The sequence below is a fragment of the Shewanella sp. 10N.286.54.B9 genome (genome assembly GCF_041468565.1).
Classification (GTDB): Bacteria; Pseudomonadota; Gammaproteobacteria; order Enterobacterales; family Shewanellaceae; genus Shewanella.
In genome coordinates this window covers 105115-125971 of record NZ_JBFRIY010000024.1, presented here as the reverse complement: position 1 = coordinate 125971, position 20857 = coordinate 105115, and the positions used below count along the sequence as shown (strand labels likewise).

Here is a 20857-nt window from a genome sequence, read left to right as displayed (position 1 = left end):
GGAGCCAATAGCTATAACCTCAGCAACATAATTAGAATGCTTGCTTACCGTTGCGTACAAACGAAGGTGCAATCACTTTAACCGCGACACGCTTCTTACGCATCTCAACTTCTGCCACATCACCAATCGTGTTTGGTACACGTGCCATTGCGATTGAGTAGCCTAGTGTTGGCGAAAAAGTACCGCTAGTAATAGTACCTTGTTGCTCTACACCGTCGCTGTCAGTAAAGAATACTGACATGCCGTGACGAATAACGCCTTTAGCATCCATGATGAGGCCGACTAACTTGTCTGCGCCTGCAGCTTTAATCGCTTCGAGTGCTTTACGACCGTTGAAGTCACGATCTTCTGGTGCCCATGCCACTGTCCAGCCCATGTTTGCAGCTAGTGGGTTAACACTTTCGTCCATATCTAGGCCGTAAAGGTTCATCCCCGCTTCAAGACGCAGTGTGTCACGTGCGCCTAGGCCACATGGCTTAACGCCAGCGTCTAGGAAAGCTTGCCATAGTGCTTCGGCTTCTGCTTCAGGCACGATAACTTCGTAACCGGCTTCGCCAGTGTAGCCTGTGGTTGCAATAAATAGTGAGTCAGCTTGCACGCCAAAGAATGGCTTCATGCCTTCAACGGCAGCATTTTGCGCGTCGTTGAATACCGTTGCTGCTTTTGCTTTGGCGTTAGGACCTTGAACGGCGATCATCGCCAGTTCAGGACGCTCAGTGACTTCAACACTGAAACCTTTAACTTGCTCATTGATCCAAGCAAGGTCTTTTTCGCGAGTCGCAGAGTTAACCACGATGCGGTACTGCGTATCAGAAAGGTAATAGGTAATAAGGTCGTCGATTACGCCGCCGTTATGATCAAGCATGCCGCCGTATAGCGCTTTGCCTGGTACTTTTAGCTTGGCTACGTCGTTGGCTAGCAACTTACGTAAAAAGGCACAAGCGTCATCACCAATCACATCAACCACTGTCATGTGAGAAACGTCGAACATACCTGCGTCTTGACGCACAGCGTGGTGCTCTTCGATTTGAGAACCGTAGTTAAGTGGCATATCCCAACCATGGAAATCTACCATCTTGCCATTTGATTCTAGGTGCTTGTTAAAAAGTACAGTTTTGTTAGCCATTTTTATCCCTTCTTTGGGGTATTCAAGTCTGCAACTGGTGTAGGGTGCTAGTCACCAGATCAATTTGGTCGTATTAAAATGCGGCGAAATTATACCTTGAGTATTGCCTTTGTATACAAAAGAATTTTCTAATCCGAACAGTTTCGCCATTAGTTTTTCTCATGTTATACCTGTAATTTTTTTACACTAAAATGCTGCTTTGCTTAGATAAAATAACAAGTACATGAAATTAAAGAGTTATTCATCTTTAGCTAAAGCAGCAAAATGTTAATCTTGTTCGCTTTTACACAGCTCAGGCAGGCTTTTCTTGTTGCCGAGCGCCTGTTGAATAAACAGTGTTTTCAATGGCGCAAAATTGTCGACCAGATTTAGACCGATATCGCGAATGGCTTTTTTGAGTGGATTACTGCCTTCAAACAGCCTTTTAAAGCCCTCCATTGCGCTTATCATCTCTAGTGCTTCGGCTTTACGCCAGCGCTCAAGATTACGCAAATGGCGATAATCGCCGATATCTTTGCCCTGCTCTTTAAGCTCACTCACGGTTTGCACTATGCTGGCAGCATCGAGAAAACCTAAGTTAACCCCTTGTCCAGCTAATGGATGAATAGTGTGCGCCGCATCGCCTGCCAGCACCAAACGGTGACGAGCAAAATGGCGCGCATAACGCATACGTAGCGGAAACGCTTGGCGGGCGCTTTCTAGCGAACACATACCTAAACGACCGTCGAAAGCGGCAGTCAGTGCCCGCTCAAACTGTTGTTCATCTAATGCTTGTAGCTCTTTGGCTTTGTCTGGCGATACTGACCAAACAATAGAGCAGAGATCTTTTTCATATAAAGGTAGGAAAGCCAGCGGCCCTTCACTGTCGAACACTTGCCTTGCGGTGTCGTTATGGGGCAGTTCGGTGCGAATGGTCGCGACTACAGCGTGGTGGTTATAGTCCCAAAAGGTCATGGGGATCTTACACTGCTCACGCACCCACGAATTAGCGCCATCGGCAGCAACAACCAATGCAGCACTGATACTGTCACCATTGGCTAAGGTTAACCAAGCTTCTCGCTCGCCAAAGGCGATACGCTCTAGTCGTTGGTTTTCAATATAGGTCAGCTCATCGAACTCTGTCGCGCGTTCGGCAAGTGCAAAGGCGATAGCGTCGTTCTCGATAATCGCACCAAGGTGAGTTTCGCTGAGTGATTGGGCATCGAAATCAATTTTACCTAGGCTGTCTTTGTCCCAAACTTGCATCTTTTGGTAAGGGCTTATGCGACTCGCCGCAAGATAGGGCCAAGCCCCGAGGTTAGTGAGTAAGTGCTGACTGGCTTTATTAATTGCACTCACTCTGAGTTTGGGTGCACCGGATACGGCATGGGTTTGACCTGCGTCGATAACGACCACACTCACGCCTTTCATTGCCAAGCCAATGGCGGTCGCTAACCCAACCATACCGCCGCCAACAATGGCGACATCATAAGTTTGTGTGCTTAACATCTTTTACCCTTACTCTTTATAGCAATGTTAAAAATCAATAAAGCTGACTTGCTCAGCTAATTGTTTAGCGAACTATTCTAGCTAACTGTCCAGCCCATAGCTTTACGAGCTACAGGCGCTTTAAGTGGCGGAAACCACGACAGCAAACGCAAACCTATGTTACGCCCGAGCACTAACGGCCAGTGATCATTAGAGAAGCCGCGCACCAAGAACTCAATACTATTCATAGTGCTGTCTCTGTCGGCGTTACGACGAGCTAGGTAGTCATGGGTAATTTGATTAATCCCCACATCAAGCTCGCTGCCATCGTCGTTAGTGAGCGCTTGCTCTATCACTTGCAGCAAACTCACTACATCGCGTAGGCCTAAGTTAAAGCCCTGCCCTGCTATAGGATGCAACGTTTGCGCTGCGTTGCCTAAAAACACGGTGCGGTGGTAGATAGGCCGCTTCATATACGACAACATCAACGGATAACTAAAGCGCTCACCAATATCGATAAAGCGCCCAGCTCGGTAACCAAAGGTCGCCTGTAACTTTTCGATAAACTCGGCTTTAGGTGCTGCGAGCATCTGCTCGGCTTCGCTTGGTGACAGTGCCCATACCATCGATAATCTGTGCTCACCGTTTCTGTCAGCCATCGGCAACAACGCTAAAGGCCCGCTTTGGGTGAAACGCTCATAGGCCCAGCCTTGGTGTGGCTGCTCAGTATGGATATTAGTAATGATAGCGCTTTGCTGAAAATCGACCTGCTCTAATGGCTGTTTAAAGGCGTGACGTACTTTGGAGTTGAGTCCATCGGCGGCCACCAGCAGTTTAGCCGCGATTTGCTGGCCGCTATTTAAGGTAAGCAGTTGTTGACTGCTTTGCGCCTCAACCTCACTCAAGCTAGCTGGGCAATATAACTGAACATCACTCTTTTCAAGCTGACTAAACAGCTGTTGACCGACCGCTTCAAGCTCAACCACCTGACCTAAATAAGGTAGTTGAAAGTCGTCACGGCTTAGCTCCGTCATGCCAAAATTGCCACGTTCGGAGATATGGATATGGTTTATTTCGCTGGCAAGCGCTGCAATATGTGGCCATATTTGCAATTTTTTTAGCTGAAAAATGGATCCATGGGAAATCGCTATTGAGCGGGCATCGAAACCGGGATGCTCATCATTAGGTCGATGTGCTTCAATCAAGGCGATTTTTAGCGGGCGAGCCGCTTGCTTGGCGATATGTGCCAGCCCGAGCGCTAAGGTAGCGCCAGCCATTGCACCGCCGACAATAGCAATATCGACCTGTTCGACTGTAGTGGTGTTAGTCATGGAATGTTTAACCCGATAACTGATTTAATGCTAGCTAGAAAGCAAAACCGCCATGGCATTAATGCGATGGCGGTTTGAATGACAAATGTTTAGTGCAACACACCAAGGTCAATTGGTTTGTCGTCTTCTATTGCAGGTCCAAACTCGGAGTAGCATAGCAACGCTGCCATGCGGGTGAACTCCATCAACTCGATAAGTGCCGCTTCTGACTCTTCGTCTTCAGCCACATCGAATTCAACTTGCGCGATTTCTGATAGATCTTGAATCACTTCACGAACATCTTTTGAGGCTTTATTCAGTTTAGGTTGAATAATGGCGATGCCAGTAAGGAAACTCTGTACCCATAGCGATAGCGCTTCAACACGCTTTGCCAACGTTTCTTCCTCTTCAGGAAGCATAGGGCTAAAACCAAAGTCAGTGTCAGAAAGACGAGTCACTGCATCTTGATAAAGCTCTTCGACCATCGTTTGCAGTTTCGGTGGCAATGCTTGACCATCATTCATCAACTCTAATAGCGGCAGAGTCCAGCCTTTAGAGGATTGTTCTACACCCCCACAAATTAAGCCCACTAATGCGCCGTGAACTTCAACAGGGTGCTGACCAATTTCAGCTTCATTAAGTGCCGCAAGTAGGTTATCCATGCGCAGCGTTGGTAGAGTCGCCATAAAGTCGTTTCCAGTGACAAGATTTACTGGTCTCATGCTAGCAGAAGTGACTGTTTCGACCAAGAGTTGCCACCATAAAGTCGTGAAAAGTTTGTCGGTTTAGCCACAAAAACAGCAATCAAGATCAGTTGCTGTATATACAATTGCAACTAACAGGTGATAAATGAGGGCTTATAACGGTAACTTAAGTAACAGCTCAAATAACACTAGCGCCCAAAGCGCTTCATGTTTGTACGCTAATGGCTATCTAAACAACAATTAATCTAAACTATTCCTGTTTAGTTGGATATCGTGTTGCACTTTGCTTTTTAGACCGATATAGTCCGCTCAAGTACACGGTTTAAGGATTCCTTTAGGAATGGGTAACAAGGCGATTGAAATTACCCTTATGGGGCGCACCTACTCTATCGCTTGTCCGGATGGACAAGAGACAGCACTTAGGCACGTCGCGAATAACCTTGAAAAGCAGTTAATGTCGCTAAAAGCGCGCACTAACAACATCAGCCGTGAAGAAATTGCGATTATGGCAGCATTAAATACTGGTTATGAGCTGTTAGAAGAACAGCAGAAGAATCAAGATTATAACAAGCAGATGGATGAAAAAATCGGTTTGCTACAGTCAACTTTAGAAGATGCATTAGTCGAACGCTCTACGAAAAGTGATTAAACAGGTTATAATCAGCTGTACTGAATGTTTGCGATAGCAAATTTCGTGATAAAAGAATAATTGTCGTAAGCCATTTTAAGGTCAATTGACCTGCTTACGAATGCAAGTTTTGCTCCCTGGGATACGCGCTAGCTGGCAATGTCCCTGTGCCGATATTTACAAACCCAGGGTGAACGTTTTACTGACATTGTGCAAGCTCGGCTCGTATCGAGAAGCCTTAGGAGGTATTCGTTTACCCGCCTTGAACCTACGGTTCAAGGGCTACGCCAGCGGTCGGTATTCTGGGGAGCAATTCAAATAATAAAAAGGGCTATCCTACGTGGTAGCCCTTTTTTATGCCTGCGATTTCTGCCCCGCCCCCCAGAATACCGACATAGTCGGACTCTTTATCAATAGAGTGCGGGGAGCAATTCAATTTACAAAATAACCATCTACTTATGATGGTTTTTTTGTACCTAAAATTTACTGTATTCCCAATTTTCTCCCCAGAATACCGACGTAGTCGGACTCTTCATAAATAGAATGCGGAGAGCAATTCAATTTACTTAAAGCCAATACTTTTTTGATGCCTTTTTCTTCCTATGATTAGCATAAAACCGGATAATGCCTAGTAATTCCACATTAGTGATAAATCGCAACAATATCTAACACAGCCCCTATACCAAAAACAAATATGATCTTGAATTTTTAACTTCTGATACAAATACCTACAAGTTACAATTTGAATAATCAGTCACCTATGTTATTTTAATTTTTTTATCCACAGCAAAGACTTATGTTCGACGAATTTAAAGTACAGCTAACCACATTTGACTGGAACGGTGTTTCAGGTTTAACCAATATTCTGATGGTTATTTTAACTGGGTTACTTCTATACGGACTGAAGCAAGGATCTAGTAATATTAAAGAGTCTTCGCTATCTCGAGACGCTGATATTCTAAGGTGGGCTATGACAGAGATGGATCTCTTGAAGCCAGCTATTCGCATTCTAACTGATGCTCACAAAACTCGTTCATTTTGCAACTGTCCTGGTGAACATATTAAGCATTACGACTGTAGTTGGAACAAAGAAGAATTGGCCGCAGCACAAGAGGTAAGTGTAAAACTCCAGCGCATAGGTTATATGGCTCTTCATAACTTGATCTCAAGAAATCACTTTATGAATATTTGGGGCCCTATGTATCTATCCACATGGTACTCTCTAGAAGCTTGGGTAAAGCATAAAAGACTTGATCTAGATGAACCTTTAACTATTGAAAACGGTGCATATTCTCGTATTTATTTAGAGCAATTCGCTCATTATTGTGAAAAAAACATGCCTGAAGTATTAGTCAATAACGAACGCAGAAGGTTTAACTTACCTACACTATCTAATGAAAAAAAGAAGAAAATGCGAGTGACTTCCAAAGTATTTAAATCCAAAAAAGAAAAACTCAATATTTAAAAAGGCTAACATTCTTGCTCGCCCCTATTCATACGGAAGCTAAATCCCAACAAAACAATTTAAAAACAAAAAGCTACAAAATATCAAAATGACTTCTTATCGACATTGTACGGCTTAACTTTAGAATTATTACCCATCATATCTAGAAACTCATTGGCCCCTTGAAAAAGGGGCTGATCTCTAAGCTACTTTTAGTGTAAAATCTCCTCTTTCGTCAGTCCAAAAGCCAAGTACGCTTAGACCTTAAGATTAAACGATGTCGCAGACTCTGTTTTACCTGATGCCGAATGGCAAAAGTACCCAGCGCCATGACCCATTATTGGCGTTGCAACAGGTATACGGTTTTGCCTGTGAATTGGCTCGGCAGGCGTTTATTAATCAGCAGTGGGTCTATATTCATTGCGCTGACAAAGAACAAGCTTATGCCATCGATGAACTGTTATGGCAGTTAGCACCGCAATCGTTCGTGCCCCACAACCTTAAAGGTGAAGGCCCGACAGGCGGCGCCCCAGTTGAAATAGGCTTTGATCGGCTTGGGGCCAACAAAAATCGTCATGTTCTGATTAATCTTGCAGACCAAGTGCCGCAATTTGCGGTAAACTTTGTGCAGATTATCGACTTCGTTGCCAACGACGACGGCCATAAAGCGATTGCACGCGATCGCTACCGGCAATATCGTACTCTTGGGATAGCGTTAACGACCCAAGACTTGAGCAATACAACCAATTAATTTTAGTTTGAGATAAGCACGCTCCCATGGAAAAAACATATAACCCGCAGTCTATCGAACAGTCTCTTTACCAAAACTGGGAAGAGAAAGGTTACTTCAAGCCACACGGCGACGAGTCTCAAGGCAACTATTGCATCATGATCCCGCCACCAAACGTGACGGGTAGTTTGCATATGGGCCACGCGTTCCAAGATACCATTATGGATACCTTGACCCGTTACCAACGTATGAAGGGTAAAAACACCCTTTGGCAGGTCGGTACTGACCATGCGGGTATTGCCACGCAGATGTTGGTTGAGCGTAAGGTTGCAGCTGAAGAAGGTTTAAACCGTCACGACCTTGGCCGTGAAAACTTCATCGACCGCATCTGGGACTGGAAGAATGAGTCTGGTGGCACCATCACTAAACAACTACGTCGTCTTGGCGCGTCAGTTGATTGGGATCGTGAGCGCTTTACCATGGACGAAGGCATGTCTGAAGCGGTTCAAGAGGTGTTTGTTCGCCTTTATGAAGATGACCTGATTTACCGCGGTAAGCGCTTGGTTAACTGGGATCCAAAGCTACACACTGCAATCTCAGATTTGGAAGTTGAAAACAAAGAAAAGCAAGGCAGCATGTGGCACTTCCGCTACCCGCTAGCTGAAGGCGCGTTAACCAGCGATGGTAAAGATTACTTAGAGATCGCTACTACCCGTCCTGAAACCATGTTAGGCGATAGTGCGGTTGCGGTGCATCCTGAAGATGAGCGTTACGCTTCACTGATTGGTAAGTTCATCCACCTGCCGATTGTTAACCGTCTTATCCCGATTGTTGCTGACGATTACGTTGATATGGAGTTCGGAACAGGTTGTGTGAAAATCACCCCTGCGCATGACTTTAACGATTACGAAGTCGGTAAGCGTCACGAACTACCTATGTACAACATTTTGACCTTTGACGCGGCTATTCGTCCAATCGCTGAAGTGGTTAATACTGACGGAACGGCTAACACAGAGTTAGACGGTACACTGCCAGAGCGTTACGCTGGTCTAGACCGTTTTGAAGCGCGTAAAGCGGTTGTTGCTGAACTTGAGACTTTAGGTCTACTTGGCAAGATTGACCCACATGGATTAAAAGTACCTTATGGCGATCGTAGCGGCGTAGTAATTGAGCCGCTATTGACCGACCAATGGTATGTATCGGTTGCGCCAATGGCGAAAACCGCTATGGAAGCGGTAGATAACGGTGACATTAAGTTTGTGCCACAGCAATACGAAAACATGTACAACTCGTGGATGCGTGACATTAACGACTGGTGTATTTCACGTCAGCTTTGGTGGGGACACCGCATTCCAGCTTGGTATGACGAAGCGGGTAAAGTGTACGTTGGCCGCGATGAAGCGGAAGTACGTGCTAAGCACAAACTTGCTGATTCAGCAGTACTACGCCAAGACAACGATGTACTCGATACTTGGTTTAGCTCTGCGTTGTGGACATTCTCTACCCTAGGCTGGCCAAAAGACACCGCTGAGCTGAAAGCTTTCCACCCAACTGACGTGTTGGTAACTGGCTTTGACATCATCTTCTTCTGGGTTGCCCGCATGATCATGATGACCATGCATTTCATCAAAGATGAAAATGGTAAGCCGCAGGTACCATTCAAAACCGTTTATGTCACCGGGCTAATCCGTGATGAAGTCGGCAATAAGATGTCAAAATCTAAAGGTAACGTACTTGATCCATTAGATATGATTGACGGTATCGATCTTGAAGCATTAGTTGAAAAACGTACCGGTAACATGATGCAGCCCAAAATGGCGGCGAAGATTGAAAAAAGCACGCGTAAAGAGTTTAGCGACGGTATTGAAGCACACGGTACAGATGCCCTGCGCTTTACCCTAGCATCTATGGCGTCTACTGGCCGCGATATCAACTGGGACATGAAACGCCTTGATGGTTACCGCAGCTTCTGTAACAAAATCTGGAACGCATCTCGCTACGTGTTGATGAACACTGAAGTGCAAACAGAAGACGCTGCAGATGATGCTGTTGGCGAAGCATTAGATTGTGGCCAGCTTCTTGTTGATGGCAAGCCAGGTGAAATGGAACTGTCGATTGCTGATCGCTGGATCATCGGTCTGTTTAACGAAACCGTTAAAACCTATGACGAGCACATGGCAAACTACCGTTTCGACCTTGCAGCTAATACTATCTATGAGTTCACTTGGAACCAGTTCTGTGACTGGTACTTAGAGCTTACTAAGCCAGTAATGCAAAACGGCACTGACGCCCAACTGCGCGGTACACGCCATACACTGGTGAACGTACTTGAGCAGATGCAACGCCTGATGCACCCAATGATGCCTTACCTGACTGAAACTATCTGGCAGCGCGTTAAACCGCTTGCAGGTGTTGAAGGTGACACCTTAATGCTGGCCGCTTTCCCTGAGTACCAAGCTGATAAAGTTGACACTCAAGCGATGGAAGATCTTGAGTGGGTTAAGCAGGTGATTACTGCAGTACGTAACATTCGTGCTGAACTTAACATTGCGCCATCTAAGCCGCTTAATGCACTACTTCGTGGTGTGAGTGAGCAAGATAAGGCACGCATTGAAGCGAACCAAACCTTCTTCAAGACCCTAGCTAAACTTGAGTCTATGACGATTCTAAGCGACGGTGAAGCAGCGCCAATGTCAACCACCCAACTTGTGGGCGACATGGAGCTACTTATCCCAATGGCAGGTCTTATCGATGTGGCTAAAGAAGTGGCGCGTATCGACAAGTTACTTGAAAAAGCCGCTGGCGAGTTTAAGCGTATTGAAGGCAAGCTTTCTAACCAAGGTTTTGTGGCCAAAGCGCCTGCTGCCGTGATTGAAAAAGAACGTGCTAAGCAAGCTGAATATCAACGTGATATTGAAAAGCTTACCGAGCAAAAGACTGAGCTGGCTAAGCTGGAAGGCTAACGGTTACAGACTCGTTTAAAACGCTAAAGTAACACTGAAAGGCAACCTTAGGGTTGCCTTTTTTATTGCCAATTTTAAGCAAAACGAGCTAGTAAGTCAGCTTAGCCAATATACTAACAACAGCCAATAAATTGACTTAACCTTTGTTTTAATTAAATATTTTGCCAACCATCCGTTTTTAAAGGACAATGTAACAAAATTGATAGGGGTGTTAATACTAATGAAAAACTGGCTACTACCAAGCTGCTTACTTATAGGCTTGTCCGCCTGTGGCGGCTCTGACGATTCAAGCTCACCAGACACTGGCGGTGGCGGTACAACCCCACCACCAGTAACCCAAGCCCCGGAGGTTGAGCTAGGCGAGGCTAAGACCGCCTGGAATGACAAACTGATCGCTGTTGCGGCCGAGGTTAACCTGCATGCGACCGGAGACTCAAGCTTTGAGTGGTCGCAAACCGCAGGCCCTGCTGTGTCACTGATCAATGCAGCAATAGATGGCGTAGTTGTCGACGCCTCAGCGCTTGAGGTTGATAGTCAAATAACACTGTCTTTAACTGTTACAGACAGTAGCAATCAAAGCAGCAGCGACTCGATTGAATTAAAACTCAATGACAAGATCAGTGCAGCCATGGCTAGCGGCGATGCCAGTCTAGTTACCGAGCTTACGCCGCAAATGGTAAAACGCGGTTTAAATCATATCAGCCAGTACCGCGCAGATGGACAAGCATTAGTTAAGACTATCTATCAAAATGATGCGATTGAATATGACCAAGGTCGCCACTCACAAATGATCCAGCTAGCTGGCAGTGAGCACCTTTATCCTGACAATAAAGCCTTTGCCCTTGTGACTGGCAATAAAGGCCTTACTTTTGCCGCCACTAGCGAGCAATCTGGCCAGCGCAATGCCGCCTTTGGCACTGATATTATCTCTAGCCTACAACAGGGTAACAATGCCAGTTTTGAACCAAGCTTTAAGCGGTTGTTAGCTTGGATGTTAGACCAAGATCTAAGCCAGCTTAACCAAACAAAACAAGTACGCTTATTCTTAATAAATGGCAGCAGTACCAACCGTATTAAGAGCTGGCTCACAGCCAGCTATCCTGAATGGCAAGTCGCCAGTTGTGATAATGAAACCGAACTTAGCGGCTGTTTAAGCGAAGCTCAGCTTGTCATTACAGGATCGGCAGAGCTGTTCGCAATTGACACTGTCGCCCCACTGATTGAACAGATCCAAACAGCGAAACAACCGCTGCTTTATATGCACTTACATAGTTGGAACAGTGTGCCACTGACCCAAACAGTGCTTAATCCGATGGGCTTCTCGATGCAAGGTCCCGGTGGCCCAGGAAACTACTTTGCACAAGACAAAGCAGATTGGTCTTCCGCCACCAGCATGCTAGCTGATCATAGTCCACTAGACGATGAGCTTTTGTGGTTAAGTTTATTTGACAGCGGTAATGTTGATTTTAATTTAGCTAACTGCGCAGAGACCTGTGATCCCAGTTTTAGCGAACAATACCAGCCTGCACTGCAAACAATTCGCAGTAAAGTGCGCAGTCTTGATAGCCAACATATTGATATGTTTAACAAGCAAGGTTTTGCACTCTATAAGCTAATGGTGTTAACAGGTGATAGTTACCGTCACGCCATTGAATATCCAATGGATGTTAGTAGCAGCGACAAACTACAATTCTTACAAGCCTACTTTGCTGATCATAGCGTTTACCACTACCGTGATATTAACCTGCTGCCACAGGATTTAGGTAACTTCAGTCGTACGGACTTTAGCCACATCACCGCAATCGACAAAGCCGTTTCGCTGTCGAGTAAGAAGGGCTTTCGCTCTGCAGGCGTATACGCACTACCAGGGCAAACAGTGACGGTTAGCCGCAGTGACAACAGTGAGGTACGCACTTGGGTGTTTATTAATACTCAGCGTTCAGGCTCAACCCATGAGTTTGCAGCTAACGGTTATAACCGTGCTAAGTATTTACAATCGACTCAAATCGAGGTTAAAGCAGGCGAAAGTATTAAACTCACCAGCCCATATGGCGGACCACTGCAGGTAAAGTTTGATCAAACAGATCTGGCGGTATCATTAAACTTCCAACACGTGGGTCAACACCCTTACTGGCGTGAAGGTGACGATGGCGAAAAGTTTATGCAAGCTCTTACCGCCAATCAATATGACTGGGCAGAACTAGCCACTAAGCATTTTGAGGTGCATTCACGGCTCGATAAAATGCAGCAAACGATGAGCCATGAGGCGTTGTGGAATACACCTGAAAAGATGGCAAATGCAATCATGACTCAGGTGCATAACTACCCTCACCTGCTTGCTGGCTTTAAAGGGCTTTTCATTGATGAGGTTAATGAGATAACTGATTTTGCTAACAGTAAAGGCTGGCAAATCGATACTATTGATACCGTCAAACACATGAATGCCGACCAACCAACTTGCGGCTCAGGTTGCTCAGGTAACCCCTACGATGCCAGTTGGTCATTTAGCCCTACTGGACACGGTGATATTCACGAACTCGGTCATGGATTAGAAAAAGGTCGCCTGCGCTTTGACGGCCATGAAGGTCATGCCTCAACCAATCCATACTCTTACTACACAAAGTCTCGTGCATACACAGAGTTAGGTAAGCTGCCTCAATGTCAGGGACTGAACATTGATGATGAATTTGCGGTGCTGCAAGCCAGTATGAATCAGGCCGATCCGTTCGCCTATATGCAGGCAGCAAATCTCACTAGCTGGTCAAACGGCATGGCCACCATGCTGCAGATGATGGTGGCGGCACAAAAAAATGGGTCTTTAGAGAATGGCTGGCATCTATTGGCTCGACTGCATATATTACTGCGGGAGTTTGAACGTGCTAAGGGCTCTAATGAGCTATGGTTGCAACAAAGAGCAAAGTTAGGCTTTGAGCAATTTAGTCTCGATGCAGCCAAAGCATTATCGAATAATGATTTTCTACTGATCGCTATGAGCTACTCGGCTGAACTTGATTACCGTGATCTTTACCAAATGTGGGGGCTAGCAACCACTCAAGCGGCAAAAGATCAAACCGCATCATTTGGTTTTAACATGATAGAGAAGCAGGTATACGTTTATGCACCAGGCGACTACTGCTTGAGCTTAGATCTTCAATCAGTACCTGTCGATGGTCAGCAGGCTTGGCCATTGTAGCAATTGCCACTTTAGGTTAAAGCGTAACGTTTACCAACTTAACGATGGCTCTTTTATCCACTGTATTCATTGCCGTAATGACACCGCTCATTACGGCAATTCATTTACAGCCTCGGAAATTTGCATTAGATTTATCAGAGCAGCTTTCGTTTTCTGTTAACTTGATGAGTTAATATTGAAAGCAAAACAGAGAACTAAAAATGGAGATTTATTGATGGATACCAACAAACTGTTACTGATCATCATCGCAATTTTACTGCCACCTGTGGCAGTATTTCTAAAAAGTGGCGTAGGTAAAGATCTGCTTATCAATATCATTTTGTGTCTACTTTTCTTTATCCCAGGTTTACTGCATGCACTGTGGGTCGTCACCAAGTAGCCCTTGTTTCAAAGAACAATAATAGATAACCGATTAAGCCCCATTAACTTGGGGCTTTTTGATGGTCTGTCAGCGATTTATTTAGCACCATAAATTCCATTTTGGAATACACTAAATCAATAACATTCATTTTTTTAATTAATGGTTCAGGAGTAAACTTTAGTCAGTTCTAAACAGCATTCAAAATCAGGTTCGTTATGCCCCATCGCTTCAGCGCTATCCAATCTAAACTCGGTCATCTCTTTTTACTGCTGACTCAAGTTAGCTTTTTTTGTCTATTTGCCTATAGCTGCCAGCAACTCGCCACTTGGCTGCACTCTCCGTTACCCGGTAGCGTGATAGGACTCGCCATACTGTTGCTATTACTAAGCGCTAAGATCATTCCTGAAAAAGCAGTCAATAGCGGCGCAGCATGGTTAATTGGCGATCTACTGCTGTTTTTCATTCCACCGGTAGTCGCCGTACTCAAATACGAAGATATACTTGAGCAATACGGCGTCACACTCTTAAGCTCAATGCTGGCGGCAAGCTGCTTAGTATTGCTTGGCACTGCGTTTACCGTAGATAGACTATTCAATTTTGAACGCAAGCTTAAGCTACAAAAACAACGTAGGCATCAGCAAGCACTGCGCGCGCCATTACTCGTCAGCGAGACACTTTCGGGAACGGCATCATGAACCTTACCTTGATTGCACTACTTTGTTTGCTATTAACCTTAGTGAGCTACTACGGCAGTAAAGCCCTGTACCGCCGCAAGCAACGAGTATGGTTTGCCCCAATTCTATTAGCACCTTTGGTTATTTTAGTCACAGTAGTGGTGTTAAAAATCCCCCTTGCTAGTTACTTTCAATATACCCACTGGCTAGCAGCCCTGTTAGCCCCTGCGACTATCGCCTTTGCAGTGCCGATTTACCGTGAACGCCAACTGATAAAGCAATACCCAATAACCTTGAGCGTTGGTGTGATTGTTGGTTTATTGCTTGGATTGCTTACATCTTGGATATTGATGCAACTAACCACGATGCCTGCCGAGCTCTCCAGCAGTTTAATGGTGCGGTCAGTGTCGACACCGTTTGCGATAGAAGCAACTACCGCATTTGGCGGTATACCTGAGCTGACTGCAATGCTGGTTTTGCTCACTGGCATTATGGGCATGCTAATCTGTGAGCCACTATTTAAAGTCGCTAAAATCCGCAGTGCAGTCGCTAAAGGCGTCGCTCTGGGTGCAACAGCGCACGGCTCCGGCGCCGCAAAAGCCAGCGAGCTTGGTAGGCAAGAAGGTGTGATTGCCAGTCTCACTATGATTTTTACTGGCATTGCGATGGTGATCATGGCGCCTTTCTTTGCCGCTATCATTGGATAATTTTCAGCAAAAATCATCGAGAAAAGCCACATATAATTCCGCCATTCGTTTTACCTTTCCTATCGCTCTGTAGCCCCTCTTTTTAGCTCTACAGCATGAGTTGCTCTCAAACTGCGACTAACGCATTGGTGTTTGCCATCAAATTAGGTAAAGTGTCGACTGCAATCACAAGCTTGCAGCGTTTTGGCAAAGATTCTTACGTTCAATCTACCCAAAACCAACATAAATATGCTTCTTAAAAACGAAAGCAATAATAAATATAAATAATTAAAACAATGAAAGGAAAGTTATGAGCGAGTCAAAAGATGCTTATGCAGATAACGACCTACGGGAAGTTAAACAGCTGGGGATGTGGGCCTCGATTGCCAGCTTAAGCTATATATTTTGGATTGTCGGCGGCATGGAGCTGGTCGAACGTATTGCCTATTATGGTGTTAAAGCCAGTGCAGGTCTTTACGCAAAAGCACCTGTATCTGAAGGTGGCCTTGGGATCACTTTAAGTGACTACGGTATCATTATCGGGATATGGGCGATGATGCAGACCTTTATTCCAGTATTCACAGGCGGTATTTCAGACCGGGTGGGCTACAAGGAAACAATTTTTGTCTCTACGCTGATTAAAATTTCTGGCTACTTGGTGATGGCTTTTTTCCCAAGCTTCTATGGTTTTCTTTTCGGTGCGATTTTGCTCGCTGCGGGCACCGGGGTGTTTAAACCCGGTATTCAAGGCACACTCGTACTTTCTACTGGGCGGCAAAACACATCGATGGCTTGGGGTATATTTTACCAAGTAGTTAACATTGGTGGTTTCTTAGGACCACTGGTTGCTGTGCATATGCGTCAGCTTTCGTGGGATAACGTGTTCTATGCTTGTGCGGCGATTATCTCACTCAACTTCCTATTCTTGCTGGCTTATAAAGAGCCTGGTAAAGAGGAACGTTTGGAGCGTAACCGCAAAGTAAAATCCGGTGAAATTAAGCAAGTTGCATTATGGCGCGATGCGTTGCATGAACTTAAAAAGCCTGTAGTTATCTATTACATGTTGGTATTCGCCGGTTTCTGGTTCCTGTTCAACTCACTGTTTGATGTTCTACCTATTCATATTGCTGAATGGGTCGATACCAGCGTGATTGTTACCTCACTGTTTGGTCCAGAAGGCACCTCAAATGGCTTCTTCCAGTTCTGGTTGGGACTCGACAATACCGGTACTAAGGTGATGCCAGAAGGCATGCTTAACCTTAACGCGGGTATGATCATGACTACCTGTTTCTTAGTGGCGGCATTAACGGCCAAGTACCGTATTACCACAGCTATGTTAGGTGGTTGCTTACTGAGTATTTTTGCCTTTGTACTGATTGGTGCCACTAACGCAGCTTGGATGATCGTACTGGCCATCGCCATGTTCTCTTTCGGCGAAATGATGATTAGCCCAAAGAAGAACGAATTCATGGGTAACATCGCTCCTGAAGGTAAAAAGGCCATGTATCTTGGTTTTGTTATGCTTCCTCAGGGCATTGGCTGGACACTTGAAGGTTTCTTTGGTCCTAAACTGTATGAGATGTATGCTTCAAAAGAGATCTTCTCTCTAGAAGCATTAGCAGAACGCGGTATGAGTGCCACTGAAATTAGTGCCATTCCTCAAGGTGAAGCCTTTACCACTTTGGTGGCTTTCACAGGCGAGCCTGCGCAAGAGCTAACGACCTTACTGTATAACACCCATAATATTGGTATGGCTTGGTACATTATTGCGGCAATCGGTACGATTTCTGCAGTAGGTATTTATCTATATGGTAAGTGGCTGTACAAACTACAACAGAGTTAAGCTGAGCTCGCTTATGTGAACTTACTTATATGAACTCTGTTTAAAACTAAAAAAGCTGACATGAATGTCAGCTTTTTTGTTTTCAGCACCAGTAGGAAAACTTAGGCAGCTTTTAGCGATGGCGTCGCTTCTGTCACGACAGGGGTACTTGCTGCAAAGCGTACTTTGCCAACAGGTAAAATAACTCGGCCATACTCAGCGTTAAGTACTTGTGCCATGGCAAAGTAAATAGCACTTAAGCCACAGAAAATACCTTCAAAGCCAGCAATGGTGCCAATCAGTTCGCTGCCAGTAAAGTCACGTGCAGCCAACAGGAAAAACAGTATGGTTAATGAGCCAAATACGATCTGCTTGGCCAGTGGGTAGCGCATTGAGCCGATAAACATAAAGCCAGTGAACATGCCCCATAACGCTAAATACCAGCCCATAAAGCTTGCAGGACTTGCTGCTAAGCCCATTTTTGGCATGACAATAAGCGCAACTAGTGTTAACCAGAACAAACCGTAAGAGGTAAACGCTGTCGTACCGAAGGTATCGCCACGTTTGAAACACATCATGCCCACTAATACTTGTCCAATACCGCCATAAAATATGCCCATCGCTAAAATCATCGAGTCGATAGGGAAAAAGCCAGCGTTATGGATATTAAGCAAAACGGTAGTCATACCGAAACCCATTAAGCCAAGCGGCGCTGGATTTGCTAAAGAATTGGTGTGCTGTGTAGACATTGAGTTCCCCTACAGGAATTGGCCAATCAAATAGGTAGCGGTTGTAGTTAACCGCACTAGATTAACGATGGTTAATCTTAGCGCCGCGGATTTTAGAGTAACCAATAACGCCAATCAATCATTCTCAATGCTACTCAAATATGCACTCCTAAACATAATTATCCACATTTAATATTAATATTCATAAACTTAAGGCTAATCATTGCTAAAGCCTCAAACGAAGAAAGGCCACCAAGAGCAACGTCACAATTCCCGCAACAAAGTGACCACTGTCACACGCATACAGAATTAGCACTTTAGCAAAAGATGTTATTCGTTATTTATAAAGGTCAAATATTGCGCTGGCTCACAAAGTTGTACATCAGACACCATTCGAGCTAAAAGATGATTTGTATCAAAAAAAAGGGGAGCCCAAAGGCTCCCAAGAGGTTCAATGACTATGAGAAGCAGGGATCTCATAGTAGGTGATGCTTTTATAATTTTAAGTTAGTGGGCGCCTCCCATATGCATAAGGTCAATGCCATAGGTCTTACCTTCAGCGTGACAAGTAGCACAAGATTCAACAGGTAGATTAGCCGTCGATGAAGGATCACCATCAACTACTGCGCCGTTACTCTTAAAGTGAGCCATCGCCGCTGCATCTGAGTGAGCATGACAAGTACGACAAGCTTCTGCTGTTGGACTAATGAATGTTGTTGCCGCGCTATCAACTGCAATAGCTCGTTTACCTGAAGCTAAACCGCCATCAGCAGCAAACAGTTCAACACCATCCTTGTGACAAGCAGAACATTTAGTTGCTACCGCCGGATACCCTTTAGTTTCCATATTTGAGTCAATATGAATCGCAGGGAAACCACGGTTGTCATCCCAAAGTCCTGAATGGAAACGGTGAGCGACTGCAAACAAGTCACGAGTATTGTAGTTCAGACCTTCAATTGGCTTGAAGATAGGATTGCCGTCAGCATCGACTTCATCAGTCTTATACTCAGGCTGTACATGGTAAGAACCGCCCCAAGTATCATTATGACAGCCAACACATTGGTCAAAACGCTCGTTGCCGTAATGCTTAGCGATACCTAGCGAGGTGTGGCAAGTATTACATTTAGCTTCGTCAGCGGTCACGCGTTCAGGGTCACTGAAACGAGAAATGTTAGCATCACTGCCGTCAGTATTAGCTAAGTTCCAGTATGCAGGAGCCATGGTAATAGCAACGTAACCAACATCATATTGTGCTTCGCCGCTTGCGTCTAAGCACTCAATCATCACGCCTTTAGCGTCAGTACACACTGAGAAGCGTGGTGTAATGGCAATGCTCTTACCATCTAGATCATAGTTATCTAACTGAGTAACGACTAGCTTGCCACCCGCGGCAACTGCGCCGCTTAAATTAACTGATGCACTACCGAAATACGTACCATCGGCTGTCACATAGCCAGTCTTCATTTCGTCATACTTAGTGAAGCCTGTGAACTCAAAGCCATCGGCGACTGGCGCACCATCAATCTTAACGTCAAATGTCACTACGATTTCATCATGCACTTCGTCATGTGCAGGAGTAACGGTACCATCCCAGCTTGTTTCCTCTGGAATTGTGATTGTTTGCGCATCTTCGGTGTAGCTGACACTTGATACAGATATCTCGATAGAATCTGTTGCCATCGCCCGCACGCCAACATTATGCGCTTGCATCGGACTTAAGCTTCCCGCGCTATGACAACCAGAACAGGCCGCATCACTTTCAGGTACGATACCTAAGTGACCCTCACCCGTTTCAAAGTTAACTTCAGTGTGGCAAGAGACACAAGCTTCAGCATAGACATTATCGTTCCACTGAGTGCCATTGTCATGACAAGTGGTACATTCGTTGAGCTCTGATGGGAAACCAATTTCACCAAACTCATCTTTAGCTTCGCCTGTAAGATCAAGATGATGACCGGCGTGCAATGTATGGATCATTGCATTCCAGTTTGCATTCCAACCTTTTTCAGGGTCTGCTTCACCACCCGCATAAGCAGGGTTATGACACGCAACACAGTTTTCCACTTTTTGATAGTTATGGTGCGCACCAATGTTAGCAATGCGAATATCGGTGACTGCGTAACCGCCTAGTTGACTGTGACACTTGATACAAGCTGCATTAGAAACAGAGTCTTTTTGCGAAATCGCTAACTCACCCGTCGCCGGAATAAAATCGACTGGGGTTGACAGTAACTTATCTGAAATCCCAGTTCCGGTGCTATCAACAACATCGTAAGTACGAACCATGACTCGGAATAGGTCATTAGCATCACCGTCAGCAAGTACTACAGGAGCATTTCCATCATGCTCCCAAGTTCCCATATAGGTACCTGGGTTAGCTTCATCTTCAACTAAAGTACACGCATCAACTTCTGCGCCGCCGCGAGCAGTCGCCTTACCTGTTGGGGTACAGTACATGCTTGAGCCAAATTCATTAGCTAGTGCATTGTTTTCCCATAATATAGGAGCGCCAGTATCGGTAGAGTTTGCCGCTTGATTCATCACATACAGAGCAACTTTTTCTAGACCGGTAAATGGTTTTGGCTCCCCCTTACTATCTTTGCCTGTAACTGTAAATTTAATGGAAAAATCATCACTTCCCACCACCACGATATCAGCTGGAGCCAATGTAAGTACAAAGTCAGCAGCACTGGTAACCGTATCGACAGTAATGCCTGCCGGAGTACCAGGTGTACCAGGAATGCCTGGTTCACCCGGCGCACCATCTTTGCCATCGTCACCATCACTACAACCCGTTAAGCCAATAGCTGTGATTAATGCCATTGCTAATAAAGACTTCTTATGTGTTCTCATCATCTCATCCCTTTATAGGTATTATTTTTCTGCTAGTGCAGTAAATTGAATATAGAAGAATGCGAAAGATGTGAAACGTTTTTGTTTACAGCTTGTGACTGAAATTTAAAGATTCAGTTAGTGAAATTCCAATTACTGAAATTGGCAATATCACTAACTGAAATTGAT

Annotated in this window: 15 protein-coding genes and 1 other RNA gene; 10 read left to right on the top strand and 6 right to left on the bottom strand. The window is 45.1% G+C overall.

All coding sequences use genetic code 11. From position 1 onward, the window contains the following. Nucleotides 1-31 precede the first annotated feature (31 nt). The 4 genes from gcvT to AB4135_RS09600 all read right to left on the bottom strand — a co-directional run bounded on the left by gcvT (nt 32) and on the right by AB4135_RS09600 (nt 4589). Nucleotides 32-1126 carry a glycine cleavage system aminomethyltransferase GcvT gene (gene gcvT / locus AB4135_RS09615; RefSeq protein WP_371992371.1) on the bottom strand — a complete coding sequence of 365 codons (1095 nt, stop codon included), beginning with the start codon at nt 1124-1126 and terminating at the stop codon, nt 32-34. Nucleotides 1127-1393: 267 nt separating this feature from the next. Further along, a complete protein-coding gene (locus tag AB4135_RS09610; protein WP_371992369.1) occupies nt 1394-2614 on the bottom strand; it encodes an FAD-dependent monooxygenase in 1221 nt (406 codons plus the stop codon). Nucleotides 2615-2691: 77 nt separating this feature from the next. Further along, nucleotides 2692-3924, bottom strand: coding sequence for a 2-octaprenyl-6-methoxyphenyl hydroxylase (gene ubiH, locus AB4135_RS09605; RefSeq protein WP_371992368.1), 1233 nt, complete (start codon nt 3922-3924; stop codon nt 2692-2694). 89 nt (nt 3925-4013) lie between these two features. Further along, nucleotides 4014-4589 (bottom strand): UPF0149 family protein, encoded by a 576-nt coding sequence (locus tag AB4135_RS09600; protein WP_044555647.1) that lies wholly within the window; start codon nt 4587-4589, stop codon nt 4014-4016. Between the two features lie 358 nt (nt 4590-4947). On the opposite strand from AB4135_RS09600, the gene AB4135_RS09595 reads away from it, so the two are divergent. From AB4135_RS09595 to AB4135_RS09550, 10 genes are all read left to right on the top strand, one after another. Next, the gene (locus tag AB4135_RS09595) at nt 4948-5256 is read left to right on the top strand and encodes a cell division protein ZapA (RefSeq protein ID WP_371992366.1); all 309 of its coding nucleotides are present in this window, start codon (nt 4948-4950) and stop codon (nt 5254-5256) included. Nucleotides 5257-5366: 110 nt separating this feature from the next. Then, nucleotides 5367-5548, top strand: a non-coding RNA gene (ssrS, locus tag AB4135_RS09590) — 6S RNA. A gap of 483 nt (nt 5549-6031) precedes the next feature. Then, complete coding sequence (locus tag AB4135_RS09585; protein WP_371992365.1) at nt 6032-6700, top strand: hypothetical protein; 669 nt, start codon at nt 6032-6034, stop codon at nt 6698-6700. A gap of 256 nt (nt 6701-6956) precedes the next feature. Further along, entirely contained in the window at nt 6957-7430 is a 474-nt protein-coding gene (locus AB4135_RS09580; RefSeq protein ID WP_371992363.1) for a DNA polymerase III subunit chi, read from the top strand. Nucleotides 7431-7456: 26 nt separating this feature from the next. Next, nucleotides 7457-10372, top strand: a complete 2916-nt coding sequence (locus AB4135_RS09575; protein WP_371992361.1) for a valine--tRNA ligase — start codon at nt 7457-7459, stop codon at nt 10370-10372. 220 nt (nt 10373-10592) lie between these two features. After that, the gene (locus AB4135_RS09570; RefSeq protein WP_371992359.1) at nt 10593-13565 is read left to right on the top strand and encodes an ImpA family metalloprotease; all 2973 of its coding nucleotides are present in this window, start codon (nt 10593-10595) and stop codon (nt 13563-13565) included. Nucleotides 13566-13779: 214 nt separating this feature from the next. Next, entirely contained in the window at nt 13780-13944 is a 165-nt protein-coding gene (locus tag AB4135_RS09565; RefSeq protein WP_012144718.1) for a YqaE/Pmp3 family membrane protein, read from the top strand. Between the two features lie 197 nt (nt 13945-14141). Then, entirely contained in the window at nt 14142-14621 is a 480-nt protein-coding gene (locus AB4135_RS09560; protein WP_371992357.1) for a CidA/LrgA family protein, read from the top strand. Then, nucleotides 14618-15307 (top strand): LrgB family protein, encoded by a 690-nt coding sequence (locus AB4135_RS09555; RefSeq protein ID WP_371992355.1) that lies wholly within the window; start codon nt 14618-14620, stop codon nt 15305-15307. Before AB4135_RS09560 ends, AB4135_RS09555 begins: the two co-directional genes overlap by 4 nt. 289 nt (nt 15308-15596) lie before the next feature. After that, on the top strand, nt 15597-17129 hold the full coding sequence (locus AB4135_RS09550) for an MFS transporter (RefSeq protein WP_371992354.1): 1533 nt from the start codon (nt 15597-15599) through the stop codon (nt 17127-17129). A 101-nt stretch (nt 17130-17230) separates the two neighbouring features. On the opposite strand, the gene AB4135_RS09545 is transcribed toward AB4135_RS09550, so the two are convergent. Both AB4135_RS09545 and AB4135_RS09540 read right to left on the bottom strand, forming a co-directional pair. Then, nucleotides 17231-17857, bottom strand: coding sequence for an acetate uptake transporter (locus tag AB4135_RS09545; protein WP_371992352.1), 627 nt, complete (start codon nt 17855-17857; stop codon nt 17231-17233). A gap of 486 nt (nt 17858-18343) precedes the next feature. Next, a complete protein-coding gene (locus tag AB4135_RS09540; protein WP_371992350.1) occupies nt 18344-20692 on the bottom strand; it encodes an OmcA/MtrC family decaheme c-type cytochrome in 2349 nt (782 codons plus the stop codon). Between the last annotated feature and the right edge of the window lie 165 nt (nt 20693-20857).